The 14,003-nt window shown below is 73.4% G+C and carries 12 protein-coding genes; 8 read left to right on the top strand and 4 right to left on the bottom strand.

Annotation, left to right across the window (positions count from 1 at the left end):
• Positions 1-41: 41 nt before the first annotated feature.
• From OG861_RS21280 to dnaG, 3 genes are all read left to right on the top strand, one after another.
• Positions 42-1,358, top strand: a complete 1,317-nt coding sequence (locus tag OG861_RS21280; protein WP_329195040.1) for a deoxyguanosinetriphosphate triphosphohydrolase — start codon at positions 42-44, stop codon at positions 1,356-1,358.
• Positions 1,359-1,451: 93 nt separating this feature from the next.
• A complete protein-coding gene (locus OG861_RS21275; RefSeq protein WP_329195042.1) occupies positions 1,452-2,726 on the top strand; it encodes an NAD(P)/FAD-dependent oxidoreductase in 1,275 nt (424 codons plus the stop codon).
• A gap of 34 nt (positions 2,727-2,760) precedes the next feature.
• Complete coding sequence (gene dnaG / locus OG861_RS21270) at positions 2,761-4,659, top strand: DNA primase (protein WP_329195044.1); 1,899 nt, start codon at positions 2,761-2,763, stop codon at positions 4,657-4,659.
• Positions 4,660-4,669: 10 nt separating this feature from the next.
• Here the strand turns inward: dnaG and OG861_RS21265 are convergent, their stop codons facing one another.
• The gene (locus tag OG861_RS21265; protein WP_329195046.1) at positions 4,670-5,125 is read right to left on the bottom strand and encodes a gamma-glutamylcyclotransferase family protein; all 456 of its coding nucleotides are present in this window, start codon (positions 5,123-5,125) and stop codon (positions 4,670-4,672) included.
• Positions 5,126-5,496: 371 nt separating this feature from the next.
• Between OG861_RS21265 and OG861_RS21260 the strand changes: the two genes are divergently transcribed.
• Positions 5,497-6,039, top strand: coding sequence for a hypothetical protein (locus OG861_RS21260; RefSeq protein ID WP_329195048.1), 543 nt, complete (start codon positions 5,497-5,499; stop codon positions 6,037-6,039).
• Between the two features lie 131 nt (positions 6,040-6,170).
• A complete protein-coding gene (locus tag OG861_RS21255; RefSeq protein ID WP_329195049.1) occupies positions 6,171-6,806 on the top strand; it encodes a class F sortase in 636 nt (211 codons plus the stop codon).
• A gap of 34 nt (positions 6,807-6,840) precedes the next feature.
• On the opposite strand, the gene OG861_RS21250 is transcribed toward OG861_RS21255, so the two are convergent.
• Positions 6,841-7,617 carry a sulfite exporter TauE/SafE family protein gene (locus tag OG861_RS21250; protein ID WP_329195052.1) on the bottom strand — a complete coding sequence of 259 codons (777 nt, stop codon included), beginning with the start codon at positions 7,615-7,617 and terminating at the stop codon, positions 6,841-6,843.
• 172 nt (positions 7,618-7,789) lie between these two features.
• On the opposite strand from OG861_RS21250, the gene OG861_RS21245 reads away from it, so the two are divergent.
• The 3 genes from OG861_RS21245 to nirD are packed head-to-tail and all read left to right on the top strand — an operon-like array spanning position 7,790 to position 11,960.
• Positions 7,790-9,061, top strand: coding sequence for an NAD(P)/FAD-dependent oxidoreductase (locus OG861_RS21245; protein ID WP_329195054.1), 1,272 nt, complete (start codon positions 7,790-7,792; stop codon positions 9,059-9,061).
• A gap of 2 nt (positions 9,062-9,063) precedes the next feature.
• Positions 9,064-11,625, top strand: coding sequence for a nitrite reductase large subunit NirB (gene nirB, locus OG861_RS21240; protein ID WP_329195055.1), 2,562 nt, complete (start codon positions 9,064-9,066; stop codon positions 11,623-11,625).
• Positions 11,622-11,960: a nitrite reductase small subunit NirD gene (gene nirD, locus OG861_RS21235; protein WP_329195057.1), complete on the top strand. Its 339-nt coding sequence runs from the start codon at positions 11,622-11,624 to the stop codon at positions 11,958-11,960. The genes nirB and nirD overlap by 4 nt, the downstream gene beginning before the upstream one ends.
• A gap of 12 nt (positions 11,961-11,972) precedes the next feature.
• Here nirD and OG861_RS21230 read toward each other — a convergent pair whose 3' ends face one another.
• Both OG861_RS21230 and OG861_RS21225 read right to left on the bottom strand, forming a co-directional pair.
• Positions 11,973-12,383 (bottom strand): VOC family protein, encoded by a 411-nt coding sequence (locus OG861_RS21230; protein ID WP_329195059.1) that lies wholly within the window; start codon positions 12,381-12,383, stop codon positions 11,973-11,975.
• Between the two features lie 211 nt (positions 12,384-12,594).
• Positions 12,595-13,647 (bottom strand): ArsR/SmtB family transcription factor, encoded by a 1,053-nt coding sequence (locus tag OG861_RS21225; protein WP_329195061.1) that lies wholly within the window; start codon positions 13,645-13,647, stop codon positions 12,595-12,597.
• Positions 13,648-14,003 lie beyond the last annotated feature (356 nt).

Here is a 14,003-nt window from a genome sequence, read left to right as displayed (position 1 = left end):
GGATCACCCGCATTGTCGGCTCTTCCGGTTAACGTCTGAGCATGGAAGGCATGGAGAGCACCACCCGCACCGACCCCTACGAGCCTGCCGACACCGAGCGCTGGGCCGCCGAGCCCGACAAACGGCCCGGCCGCACCGCCTTCCAACGGGACCGCGCCCGCGTACTGCACTCCGCCGCCCTGCGCCGCCTCGCCGGCAAGACGCAGGTCGTCACCCCCGGAACCCGCTCCTACGACTGGGACGCGAGCCCCCGCACCCGCCTGACCCACTCCCTGGAATGCGCGCAGGTGGGCCGCGAGCTGGGGGCGGCCCTCGGCTGTGATCCCGATCTGGTCGAGGCCGCCTGCCTCTCCCACGACATGGGCCACCCGCCCTTCGGACACAACGGCGAGGAAGCCCTCAACGAGTTCGCCAAGGACTGCGGCGGTTTCGAGGGCAACGCGCAGTCGCTGCGCCTGCTGACCCGGCTGGAGCCGAAGCGGTTCGTGCCCGATCCGGTGACGGGCGAACTCGTCAGCGTCGGTCTCAACCTGACCCGGGCCGCGCTGGACGCCGCCACCAAATACCCCTGGCCGCGCGGCGGGCACCCCACCGACCCCGACTCGGTGAAGTTCGGCGCGTACGAGGACGACCTGCCGGTCTTCGGCTGGCTGCGCCGGGGCGCGCCCGCCGACCGCAAGTGCTTCGAGGCGCAGGTCATGGACTGGGCGGACGACGTGGCGTACTCGGTCCACGACTTCGAAGACGGTCTGCACGCCGGGCACCTCGACCCGAACATGCTCTTCGCCGAACCGGAGCGCGATGCCATCTGGCAGGTCGCGATCGGCCGGTACGTGCCCGCCGACACGGCGCCGGAGGAGCTGCGGGAGGCCCTGGACCGGCTGATGGGGGAGGAGTGGTGGCCGCACGGCTACGACGGCTCGGCCGTCGCCCAGGCCCGGCTCAAGGACGCCACCAGCCAGCTGATCGGCCGCTTCTGCCTGGCCGCGGAGGCGGCGACCCGGGAGGCGTACGGATCGGGCCGCCTCACCCGCTACGCCGCCGAGCTGGTCGTTCCCCGGGAGGCGCGCAACGAGTGCGCCGTCCTCAAGGCGGTCGCCGACCTGTACGTGATGCAGCGCGACGAGCAGGAGCGGCTGCGCGCGGACCAGCGCATCGTCCTGGCCGAACTCGCCGAGGCGCTCAGCGCCCGCGCACCCGAGGGCCTCGACCCCCAGTTCCGGGCGATCTTCGAGGACGCGCCCGACGACAAGGCGAGGAAACGGGCGGTCATCGACCAGATCGCCGCCCTCACCGACGCCTCGGCCCGCTCGTTGCACGCCCGTCTCACCCGACGCCCGCGACGCGCCGAAGGGTGAGCCGATCGGGCCACTCCCCCTTCACGGGGCAGGCTCGGTGCGGGACGCTCGCATGTGGCCGCATGTGGCGCAGAGGTTATGAGGAGGCATCAGGTGGTCGACGCACACAGGACGTTCGTCATCGTCGGCGCGGGTCTCGCCGGGGCGAAAGCGGCCGAGACCCTGAGGTCCGAGGGGTTCACGGGCAGGGTGATCCTGATCGGGGACGAGCGTGAGCATCCCTACGAACGCCCTCCCCTGTCCAAGGGGTACCTGACGGGCAAGGAGGAGCGCGAGAGCGTCTTCGTCCACGAGCCGTCCTGGTACGCGGGTGCCGACATCGAGCTGCACCTGGGCCAGCCCGCCGTCCAGCTGGACCGGTCCGCGAAGAAGGTCGTCCTCGGTGACGGCACGGCCCTGCACTACGACAAGCTGCTGCTGGCCACCGGCGCCGAGCCGCGCCGCCTCGACGTCCCCGGCACCGGTCTGGTGGGGGTGCACCACCTGCGGCGCCTCGCACACGCGGAGCGGCTCAAGCAGGTCCTGGCCGGGCTGGGCCGGGACAACGGCCACCTGCTGATCGCGGGCGCCGGCTGGATCGGTCTGGAGGTCGCCGCGGCGGCCCGCGGGTACGGCGCCGAGGTGACCGTGGTCGAGCCGCTGGCCACACCGCTGCACGCGGTGCTGGGGCCGGAGATCGGCCGGCTCTTCGGCGACCTGCACGCCGAGCACGGGGTCCGCTTCCACTTCGGCGCGCGGCTGACCGAGATCGTCGGGCAGGACGGGATGGTGCTGGCCGCCCGGACCGACGACGGCGAGGAGCACCCGGCGCACGCGGTGCTCGCCGCGATCGGTGCCGCGCCCCGCACGGCGCTCGCGGAGAGCTCGGGGCTGGCCCTGGTGGACCGGGAGCACGGCGGCGGGATCGCCGTCGACGCGTCGCTGCGCACGTCCGATCCGGACGTGTTCGCCGTCGGGGACGTGGCGGCCGCCCACCACCCGGTGCTCGGGACCCGGCTGCGCGTCGAGCACTGGGCGAACGCGCTCAACGGCGGCCCGGCGGCCGCCCGGGCGATGCTGGGGCAGGAGGTCGCGTACGACAGGGTGCCCTACTTCTTCTCGGACCAGTACGACGTGGGCCTGGAGTACTCCGGGTACGCGCCGGTGGGCGGCTACGACCAGGTGCTGATCCGCGGCGACGTGGGCAAGCGGGAGTTCATCGCGTTCTGGCTGTCGCAGGGCCGGGTGCTCGCCGGGATGAACGTCAACGTGTGGGACGTCACCGGGCACATCCAGGCCCTGATCCGCTCCCACGCGCCGGTGGACCGGGAGAAACTGGCGGACCCGTCGGTTCCGCTCTCTTCCCTGGTGGCGGCGGAGGGGGCCTGACGGGTTTGTCGGCGCCCGGCCGTAGACTTCACGCGTGGCAGGACGGATCAACGACGACGACGTGAAGGCGGTACGGGACGCGGTCCCGATCGACGCCGTGGTCTCCGACTACCTCCAGCTGCGCAACGCCGGCGGCGGAAACCTCAAGGGCCTGTGCCCCTTCCATGACGAGAAGTCCCCGTCCTTCCAGGTCAGTCCGAGCAAGGGGCTGTACCACTGCTTCGGCTGCCAGGCGGGCGGGGACACCCTCGACTTCATCATGAAGATCGACCACCTCTCCTTCTCGGAGGCGGTCGAGCGCCTCGCCGGCCAGGCGGGCATCACCCTGCGCTACGAGGAGGGCGGCTACACCGCCGGTACCAGCGGCCGCGGCGAGCGGATCCGGCTGGTCGAGGCGCACAAGGCCGCCGCGCAGTTCTACGCCGACCAGCTGGGCGGCGCCGAGGCGGAGATCGGCCGCAAGTTCCTGGCGGAGCGCGGCTTCGACCAGGCCGCGGCCGCGCACTTCGGCGTGGGCTACAGCCCGGCCGGCTGGGACCACCTGACCCGCTTCCTGCGCGGCAAGGGGTTCAGCGACAAGGAGCTGATCACCTCCGGCCTGGCCCAGGACAGCCGCAGCGGGAAGCCGATCGACCGGTTCCGCGGGCGGCTGATGTGGCCGATCCGCGACATCAGCGGCGAGGTCGTCGGCTTCGGCGCGCGCAAGCTGCGCGACGACGACAACGGCCCCAAGTACCTGAACACCCCCGAGACCGCGATCTACAAGAAGTCCCAGGTGCTCTACGGCATCGACCTGGCCAAGAAGGAGATCGCGAAGACCTCGCGGGCCGTCGTGGTGGAGGGCTACACCGATGTGATGGCCTGCCATCTGGCGGGGGTCACCACCGCGATCGCGACCTGTGGCACGGCCTTCGGCGGGGACCACATCAAGATCCTGCGCCGGCTGCTGATGGACAACGCCACGGCCGAGGTGATCTTCACCTTCGACGGGGACGCGGCGGGCCAGAAAGCCGCGCTGCGCGCCTTCGAGGACGACCAGAAGTTCGCCGCAGAGACCTCGATCGCGATCACCCCGGGCGGGATGGACCCCTGTGACCTGCGGCTCGCGCAGGGCGACGCCGCCGTCTCGGGACTGGTGGAGTCACGGACCCCGCTGTTCGAGTTCGCCCTGCGGCACATCGTGGCCCGGCACAACCTGGAGAACCCGGCGGGCCGGGCGGCCGCGCTGGACGAGGCGGCCCCCGTCGTCGCCCACATCAAGAACATCGCGATCCAGCACGAGTCGGCGGTACAGCTGGCCGGAATGCTGGGCATCCGCGACGAACAGTTCGTGGTCAAGCGGGTCGCGCAGCTCGCCCGCTGGGCGCGCGAGCGGGGGGGCCAGCCGCAGCACGGCGGCCGCGGCCGGTCGTACGAGGCCGCCCCCGCGCCCGCCCCCGTGGCGGCGGGCGGCCCGGCGCTGAACCTGCGCAGCCCCGCCCACCGCACCGAACGCGAGCTGCTCAAGCTGGCGCTGCAGAGACCGGCCCTGGTCTCCCCCGCCTTCGACGCGTACGGGATCGACGAGTTCACCGCGCCGCCCTACGCGGCGGTCCGCCAGGCCATCCAGGATGCGGGCGGCGCCTCGCTGGGCACCGAGGACTACCTGACGCGGGTCCGTGAGGCCGCGCCCAACGACACCGTGCGCGCGCTGGTCACGGAACTCGCGGTCGAAGCCATCCACGCGAAGACGGTGGACGAGGTCTACGCGGGGGTCCAGCTGGTGCAGGTGCGGCTGCGCGCCGTGGACCGCCGGGTGCAGGAGATCCAGGGCACGCTCTCGCGGCTGGGGCCGCAGGCCCCGCCGGAGCAGCTGGCGGCGGTCCAGGAGGAGCTGTGGGTCCTCCAGCAGTACGGGCAGCGGCTGCGCAACCGCGGGGCCGAGGGGCTGTAGCCGCCGGTCGTCACCCGGACCGGCCGGGGACGAGCCAGTCGCCGCCCGGGATCTCGGTCCCGGAGCGGGCGAGGGCGCGGGCCAGCGGTGCGGCGGCCAGGTACACCCAGGCCAGGACCCGGATGCCGTCGGGGCGCAGGGCCTCGCGGGCGACCCGGTCGTAAACGTTCCCCGGGAGGCCCGGGCCCCGGTACTCCTCCAGCAGGTCGAGCGCGACCAGCAGCTCCGCGTAGGCCTCGGGCTCGGGGGTGACCAGCTCGCCGCGAATCGCGGCTCCGGGGCGCGCGACGGCGTACGGGTACCCGGGGCCCTCGTACAGCGCGGCGTCCGGCAGCAGGGCCGGTTCCTCCGCCGCCGTACGGCCCCTCAGGAACATGTCGTGGTTGACCTCGCCGGGCCGCAGGGTCCCGTACACGAAGAACGGCAGTGCGGGCGCGGCGGTTCCCGGCCGGTCGAGCGGTGTCACGAGGCCCTCCCAGGACGTGGCCGCGCGGCGGGTCGCTCCGTCCGCGCGGGCCTCCACCGTACGCACCGCTCGGGGCCGGCGTAAGCCCGTGCCGTACCTCCTGCGCCCGGCCGGTGCGGGCCCCGGGCGGGCACGCGACGGGACGGGACAAGACGGCGACGGACGGCACGGACCGGCGACGGACGGCACGGACCGGCACCGGGCGATGGCCGGTGTCACCCGGACGGGCAGGGTCCCCCGGACGGCCCAAGCGGGCCCGTCTGAGCTGCGCGGACACCCGCCCGCACGGCGTACCTGACACCGCATCAGGAGGCGGCGCGCGGCCGGGGCGGGTTATCTCGGAACACGACCCCGCGTTCCCAGGAGCCCCCATGCGCCGCCGCACCGCACACGTGCTGACCGCCACCGCGCTGACCGCCGTCGCCTTCGCCGGCCCGGTCGCGGGCGCGGTCGCCGCCGCGGAACTCGGCATGCCGGGCTTCGCCCCGGGCGACTTCGCCCCGCTGGAGGTCTGGCCGAAGTCCGCCTCCCCGGGTGTGACCGTCACGGTGAACACCAGCGCCTGCGGCCCCTCCGGCCACGCCGAGGGCGATGCGACCACCGTCGGCGGGGGACGCTTCAAGCTGATGCCGGGCACCCGCAAGGAAGTGGTCACGGGGCAGTTCCAGGTCGCCCGCGACCTCCGGCCCGGCACCTACGACATCGGCGCGACCTGCGCGAACGGCAAGTTCGCCACCGGCGACCTGGTCGTCACCGATCGTGGCCCGCAAGGCCACGTACGGACCGGGGTCGGTGGTGGCACGACCACCACCACCGACCCCGCCAAGATCACGGCGGGAGCGGCCGTGCTGGCCGCGGTCGCCGTCGGCGGTACCTGGCTCCTGCGTCGCCGGGCGAGCGGCACGCGGAGCTGACGGACCCCGCGGCCGTGGCCGCGGTCCGAGCGGTACCGTCCCCCCGTCGCCCGCCCCGCGAGGTCCCCCCCGTTCGCGGGGCCGGGCGACGGCCAGTCATACGCACGGGAAGCGAGCACGAGGGGGCAGGCATGGTGGGCACCTCCGGCATCGCCGGCCGCGGCGGGCTCCTGGCCCTCGCCGCCTGCGTGGGCATCTGGCTCGTGAGCAGCGGCTCGGGGGAGAGCGTCGGGCCGCCGCTGCCGTCCCCCGCCGAGGCGCTGAGCGCGCTCAGCGGCCAGGCCTCGTACGCCGGGAGCATCGCCCCGCTGCCCGGCTCCCCGCCCACCCGGATCCGGATCCCGTCGATCCGCGTGGACGCCCCGCTCACCGGGCTGGGGCTACAGGCCGACGGCAGCCTCGAAGTCCCGCCGCCCGCCCGGCGCGACCTCGCGGGCTGGTACCGCGACGGCACCACTCCCGGCGCCACCGGCACCGCCCTGATCGCGGGCCACGTCGACCACGCCACCGGCCCGGCCGTCTTCTACCACCTGGGCGCGCTGCGCCGCGGGGCCACGATCGAGGTGGCGCGCGCGGACGGACGCACGGCCGTGTTCACCGTCCACGCCGTCGAGGTGTACGACGCCAGGGCCTTCCCCGACTCCCGGGTGTACGGGCCCTCGCCGCGCGCCGAGCTGCGCGTGATCACCTGCGGGGGCGCCTTCTCACCCCGCACCGGCTACGAGGGGAACGTCGTCGTCTTCGCCCACCTGACGGGGACGTACTAGGACAGGACAGGGCGGCCCTGGCGGCCGGTACGCCTCAGCCCCACTGCTCGATGCCGAGCTTGACCACCAGCGCGCCGACCACCGTCAGCAGCACCGTCCGGACGAACGCGCTGCCCTTGGTGAGCGCCATCCGGGCCCCGATCATGCCGCCGGCCAGGTTGAAAGCCGCCATCAGGGCCGCCAGTTGCCACAGCACCATCCCCTGGTACGCGAACATCGCGAGCGCCCCGGCGTTCGTGCAGCAGTTGACGATCTTGGCGGTGGCGGAGGCGGTCACCAGGTCGAGGTGGAGCAGCGCGGTGAGGGCGAGGACCAGGAAGGTGCCGGTGCCGGGCCCGATGAGTCCGTCGTAGAAGCCGATGCCCAGTCCCGCCAGGCCGATGGCGAGCAGCACGCGGCGTCGGCTGACGGGCGCGGTGGACGCGGCCGCGCCGAAACCGGGCTTGAAGATCACCACCGCGGCGACGACCACCAGTACCGCCATGATCAGCGGGCGCATGGCGTCCTTGCTGATCCCCCCGGCCAGCGCGGCGCCGCCCATCGAACCGGCGAGCGCGGCCAGGCCGATGCGGACGGCGAGCTTCACGTCCACCGGTGCCTTGCGGACGTACGTCACGGCCGCCCCGGTGGTGCCGACGATGGCCACCGCCTTGTTGGTGCCGAGGACGGCGGCGGGGGGCGTGTGCGGAAGACCGAGCAGCAGGGCGGGCAGGAGCAGCAGTCCGCCGCCCCCGACCACCGCGTCGATCCAGCCGGCCGCCGCGGCGGCCACGCAGAGCACGATGATCATCGTGGTTGATATGTCAGGCACGGCTCCGACCCTATGGAGCGGTTGGCTGCAATGACCACGGATCCCGGGAAACTTGCGCAAAGGTTGAGGTTCGAGAGCCTCACGGGCCGCCCGGCTCCGTGCTGAGGTGCGCGTTCCGTCCGGGTAACAGCGGCGATGCGGCGGGGAAACAGCGGCCCCGCACGCTCGTTCCATGACTTCGGATCGGCGTGTGGTGGTGATCGGCGGCGGCCTGGCCGGCCTGCGGTGCGCGGCGCGGCTGACCGCCGGCGGTGCCGCGGCGGTCACGGTGCTCGGCGAGGAGCCGCACGTCCCGTACAACCGCGTGCTGCTGGCCGAGATCCTGGCCGGCCGGTACGCCCCCGAGGTGATCGGGCTCCCGGACCCGGGCCCGGCGCTGCGCCGGGGCGTGCGCGCGGTCCGCGTCGACCGCGCCGACCGGACGGTGCACTGCGACGACGGGGCGGTGCTCGGGTACGACACCCTCGTCCTGGCCACCGGCTCGAACCCGGTCCTTCCGCCGCTGCGCGGCCTGTTCGAGCCGGACGGCCGGGAACTGCCCGAGGGCGTGCACGCGTTCCGCACCATGGACGACTGCCTGGCCCTTTCCGCGGCCGTACGCCCCGGCCTGCGCGCCGTGGTGATCGGCGGCGGTCTCCTCGGGGTCTCGGCGGCCCGCGCACTCGCCGCCCGGGGCGCCCAGGTGGTGCTCGCACAGCAGGCCGAGCGACTGATGGAACGCCAGCTGGACGCGGCTGCCTCGGCCCTGCTGGGCGCCCACCTCACGGCTCTCGGCATCGAGATCCACACCGAGTGCCGGGTGCGCGGCCTGACCAAGGCCGCGGCCCCCCGCCCCGGGGCCGGAACCCGGGTCACCGGCGTGGAACTCGCCGACGGCTACCGGCTCGACGCCGAGCTCGTGGTGCTCGCCTGCGGGGTGCGCCCGCGCACCGGACTGGCGCGGGCCGCCGGGCTGGAGGTGCGGGGCGGCATCGTCGTGGACGACGGCCTGCGCACCAGCGACCCCCGCATCCACGCCATCGGCGACTGCGCCGAGCACGACGGCCGGGTGTACGGGCTGGCCGGGGCCGCACTGGAGCAGGCCGACGCCCTGGCGGCCGCCCTGACCGGGACCGGCGGCCCCGCCGGCACCTACACCGGCACCCGCGCGCTGACCCGGCTCACCCTCACCCCCGGCGACGGCGCCGGCGGCCTCCCCGGCGGCAGCGCGCCCCTGGACCTCGCCGCCTTCGGGGAGCCGACCCCGCTGCCCGGTGACGACGTCATCCGCCTCGCCGACGCCACCCGCCGGACCTACCGACAGGTCGTCGTCCGCGGCGACCGCCTGGTCGGCGGGGTCCTCCTCGGCGAACTGTCCACCGTGGGCGCCCTGGCCCGCTCATGGGAGGACGGGGCCGCCCTGACCGACTTCTCGCACCTGCTCACCGACGACGGAGGCTCCTGATCATGGCCGCAGTCCCGCCCACCCCCGGACCCGCCCCCGCGGCCGGCCCCGCCCTCGTGCTCGTCGGCCACGGCATGGTCGGCCAGCGCTACCTGGAGGCCCTCGCCGAGCGCGGGATCACCTCCACGCACCGCGTCACCGTCCTGTGCGAGGAGCCCCGGCCCGCCTACGACCGGGTCCACCTGACCTCCTACTTCTCCGGCAGCACCCCCGAGGACCTGTCGCTGACCCCGGACGGGTTCATGGCCCGGCACGGGATCGACCTGCACCTGGGCGACCCCGCGGAGACCATCGACCGCGGCGCCCGCACCGTCACCTCCCGCTCCGGGCGGGTGTTCCCGTACGACGTCCTCGTGCTGGCGACCGGCAGCTACCCCTTCGTGCCGCCCGTGCCCGGCAAGGAGGCCCCCGGCTGCTTCGTGTACCGCACCATCGAGGACCTCCTCGCGATCGAGGCGTACGGGAAGGGCCGCAGCAGCGGGGCCGTCGTGGGCGGCGGACTCCTCGGGCTGGAGGCCGCGGGCGCCCTGCAAGGGCTGGGGCTGGCCACCCGGGTCGTGGAGTTCGCCCCCCGGCTGATGCCCGTCCAGGTCGACGACGGGGGCGGCGCCGCGCTGCTGCGGACCATCGAGGCCATGGGCCTGAGCGTCCACACCGGCGTCGGCACCCAGGAGGTCCTCACCGGCGAGGACGGCTCGGTGAGCGGGATGCGCCTTTCCGACGGCTCGACCGTCCCCGCCGACCTGGTCGTCTTCTCCGCCGGTGTCCGCCCCCGCGACCAGCTCGCCCGCGACGCCGGCCTCACCGTCGGCGAACGGGGCGGGATCGCCGTCGACGCCCGCTGCCGCACCTCCGACCCCCGCGTGTACGCCATCGGCGAATGCGCGATGGCCGTCGACGGCCGGGTCTACGGCCTGGTCGCCCCCGGCTACGAGATGGCCGAGACGGCCGCCGACGACCTGCTGGGCCGCGAGCGGGAGTTCACCGGAGCCGACCTGTCCACCAAGCTCAAGCTGCTCGGCGTGGACGTGGCGTCCTTCGGCGATGCCCACGGAGCCACCCCCGACTGCCTCGACGTCGTCTACTCCGACTCCCGTTCCGGCGTCTACAAGAAGCTGGTCGTCTCCCCCGACGGCGTACTGCTCGGCGGTGTCCTCGTCGGTGACGCCGATGCCTACGGGCTGCTGCGGCCGCTCACCGGCAGCGTTCCGCCGGTCCTGCCCGAGCAGCTGGTGCTGCCCGCGGGCATCGGGCCGGCCGCACAGCTCGGCCCGTCCGCGCTGCCCGACACGGCGGTGATCTGCTCCTGCCACAACGTCACCAAGAAGGAGATCACCGCCTTCACCTCCCTCCCCGAGGTCAAGAAGTGCACCAAGGCCGGCACCGGCTGCGGCGGCTGCCTCAAGGTGATCGGGCAGTTGCTGCCCGCCGCCGCCGACAAGGGGCTGTGCGGCTGCTTCCCGTACACCCGCGCCGAGCTGTACGAGATCGTCCACACCCGCCGCCTGACCTCGTACCGGGAGATCCTCGACGGCCACGGGCGCGACGAGGCCCGCGGCGGCGAGGGCTGCGAGGTCTGCAAGCCCGCGGTCGCCTCGATCATCGCCTCGCTCGCCGCGACGCTGGGCGCGAGCGGATACGTCCTGGACGGGGAGCAGGCCGCCCTCCAGGACACCAACGACCACTTCCTGGCGAACATGCAGCGCAACGGCTCGTACTCGGTCGTCCCCCGGATCCCGGGCGGCGAGATCACCCCCGACAAGCTCATCGTGATCGGCGAGGTGGCCCGCGACTTCGGCCTCTACACGAAGATCACCGGGGGGCAGCGGATCGACCTCTTCGGGGCCGCGGTCGACCAGCTCCCGCGCATCTGGGCACGGCTGGTGGACGCCGGGTTCGAGTCCGGGCACGCCTACGGGAAGGCGCTGCGCACGGTGAAGTCCTGCGTGGGCCAGACGTGGTGCCGCTACGGCGTGCAGGACAGCGTGCGCATGGCCATCGACCTGGAGCTGCGCTACCGGGGCCTGCGCGCCCCGCACAAGCTGAAGTCGGCGGTGTCCGGCTGCACCCGCGAATGCGCGGAGGCGCAGAGCAAGGACTTCGGCGTCATCGCCACGGCGAACGGCTGGAACCTGTACGTCGGCGGCAACGGCGGGGCCAGCCCGCGCCACGCCGACCTGCTCGCCCAGGACCTGTCGGACGCCGAACTGGTCCGTCTCATCGACCGGTTCCTCATGTTCTACATCCGCACCGCCGACCGGCTGGAGCGGACCTCGACCTGGCTGGAGCGGCTGGAGGGCGGGCTGGACCACCTGCGGGACGTGATCGTGCACGACTCGCTCGGCCTGTGCGCGGAGCTGGAGTCGCTGATGGCCGACCACGTCGCCCACTACCGCGACGAGTGGGCCGAAACCCTCCAGGACCCCGAGCGGCTGCGCCGGTTCGTGTCCTTCGTCAACGCGCCCGGCGCCCCGGACCCCAGCGTGCGGTTCGTGCCGGAACGCGACCAGGTCAAGCCCGACCTGACCGTACTGACCCTTGAGCCCGTGGGAGGCAACCGGTGACCATCGAGCTGGAAGTGAACGGCGGCTGGCTGACGGTGTGCGAGCTTTCGGAACTGACCCCCGGGCGCGGGGTCGCGGCCCTGCTGCCCGACGGGAGCCAAGCCGCGGTGTTCGTGGACCGCGGGGGACGCCCGTACGCCATCGGCAACCGGGACCCCTTCACCGGCGCGCAGGTACTCGCCCGGGGACTGGTGGGCGCGGTGACGGGGCGCCCGTTCGTGGCCTCGCCGCTGCTCAAGCAGCGGTTCGACCTGGAATCGGGGCGCTGCCTGGACGACGAGGCGGTGGCGGTCCGGACCTACCCGGTGCGGACCGCCGTGCCCGCGCCCGTATAGGCCGCCGGGGGATCACTGTGCCTGGATCGCCGCCGGGTCCATCCACATGATCTCCCAGGTGTGGCCGTCGAGGTCCTCGAAGGCCCGCCCGTACATGAAGCCGTGGTCCTGCGCGGGGCGGGGCTCGGTGCCGCCCGCGCCGACGGCCGCGTCGACCAGCGCGTCCACCGCCTCGCGGCTCTCGGCGCTCAGGCACAGCAGGGCCTCGGTGGTGGTGGAGGTGTCCGCGATGGCCTTGTGGGTGAAGTCCTTGAAGCGGGCCTCGGTCAGCAGCATCGCGTAGATGGTGTCGCTGATGACCAGGGAGGCGCCGTTCTCGTCGCTGAACTGGGCGTTGAAGGAGTAACCGAGCCCGCCCCAGAAGGCCTTGCTCGCCTCCAGGTCCTTGACCGGCAGGTTGACGAAGATCATGGTGGCGGACATCTCGGTCCCTCTTCTCTCGCGTGGGTGCGTTCGAAGGGGTAGACCGGGCGGCCCCGGGAAACTCATCGGCGCGGGGAGGGTTTTTTTTCCGCGGGCCCGCCCCTGCGCCTCCGTCGCCTCTCTTACGGGGCACCCGGCCACCGCCGTCGCCTCTCCTACGGGGCACCCGGCACCGCCGTCGCCTCTCCTACGGGAAGCCCGGCCACCGCCGTCAGGACGCCACCGCGCCGCCCTTGAGCAGTGCCGCCCCCAGCGGGGTCACGGTGTGCAGCACGGCGTTGCCCCGGCGCAGCGTCGTGACCAGGCCCGCTTCCCGCATCACACAGGCGTGCTGGCTCGCGGAGGCCAGCGACACCCCCGCCCGGCGGGCCAGTTCGCTGGTGGTGGCTCCGTCGCCGATGGCCCGCAGCACCACCGAGCGGGTGTGCCCGACCAGCTTGCCCAAGGTCCGCTGGCGCTGCTCCTCCGCGGGCCGGGCGGCCTCCCCCTGGGCGGGGGCCGAGGCGAGCTGCGCCGCCGCCGGGTACACCAGGACCGGCGGCAGCTCCGGGTCGTGCAGGGTGACGGCCGTGCGGCGGCAGAAGAAGGACGGCTGGAGCAGCAGCCCGCGCCCCCGCAACCGGACGTCCCGGTCCACCGGGTAGTCGCACTCCAGGACCGGCGCCCGCCAGCGCAGCATCGGCGGCAGCGACGCGAGCAGCTCGTCCGCGCCGCCGTCCAGCAGTGCGCGGCCCCTGGCTGCCCGCTCGGCCTCGATCTGGGCCTGGATGTGGGTCCAGTAGGGCTCCACGGCCACCCGGTGGTACGCGCGCAGCTCGCCCAGCAGCCTCGGCATGTGCCCCGGCGCGTCGTCCATGAACTCCCGCAGCCGGCGCGGGACGAGGGTGTCGCCCGCGCCACCCGCGCCCGGCGGCATGCCGAAGGCCGCGCCGACGCGCGCTCCCGCGCCCATCAGCGACAGCTCTCGGCGTATTCGCTCGGGGCGTATGCCACGCAGCGCGTCGAGGCCGAGGTCCCACCCGTACTGCCCCTCCACGGGGGTCAGGAAATCGGGGAAATAGCCGCGCCCCGGTATCAGCGCACCGAGGAGTCTTGTTTCACTATTCAACCTGCTCCGGGTTTCCGTACGCCATTCACCGAACAACCGGGCGTCACGCCGGTCCCTTAAGCGGTGAAAGCTGAGAATCGTTTCCCACAACGCATCGGGACGTCCCGCCATCCGTACGCGTGCGAGGTCCACTCCCGTGAAATGGATACGAAGCACCGAACCCCCACCTGTGCAACCGCAATCCCCCCGCCCCATGAGTATGCACGCCGTCACACGTGGTCACCACGCCCTTTCAGCCACAGTTGAAACCCCTTTCGGCAGGAGCGTGACAACCGAAATCCTGTACTCCGCCGGGCACACTCCAGTGCGACCGAAACGCTCCGTGAAGGCCGTGGGGGGCTTTGCGGGGCCTGGCGGTCGGTCGCACAGGGAAGCGCCGACGTGCCCGGCGATAGGCGGCAGGCGGTGGACGGGTGGGGATCCGTCCACCGCCTGGTGCCGTAAAGGCGACTTGGTTGAATACGGTCCTTGAACGCAAAGCAGGCTGCGCCCGCTTCCGGGGGTCAGGGAAA

Origin of the sequence: Streptomyces sp. NBC_00539, from assembly GCF_036346105.1 — a bacterium.
GTDB lineage: Bacteria > Actinomycetota > Actinomycetes > Streptomycetales > Streptomycetaceae > Streptomyces.
The sequence above is the reverse complement of the archived record's forward strand: the minus strand, read 5'-3'. Positions and strand labels throughout refer to the sequence as shown.

Bases quoted from the DNA above. Each gene is read 5' to 3' on its own strand.
- nirB (WP_329195055.1), top strand. From the start codon at position 9,064: ATGGCCGCAGTCCCGCCCACCCCCGGACCCGCCCCCGCGGCCGGCCCC.
- OG861_RS21260 (WP_329195048.1), top strand. From the start codon at position 5,497: ATGCGCCGCCGCACCGCACACGTGCTGACCGCCACCGCGCTGACCGCC.
- OG861_RS21245 (WP_329195054.1), top strand. From the start codon at position 7,790: ATGACTTCGGATCGGCGTGTGGTGGTGATCGGCGGCGGCCTGGCCGGC.
- OG861_RS21230 (WP_329195059.1), bottom strand. From the start codon at position 12,383: ATGTCCGCCACCATGATCTTCGTCAACCTGCCGGTCAAGGACCTGGAG.
- OG861_RS21255 (WP_329195049.1), top strand. From the start codon at position 6,171: ATGGTGGGCACCTCCGGCATCGCCGGCCGCGGCGGGCTCCTGGCCCTC.
- OG861_RS21280 (WP_329195040.1), top strand. From the start codon at position 42: ATGGAAGGCATGGAGAGCACCACCCGCACCGACCCCTACGAGCCTGCC.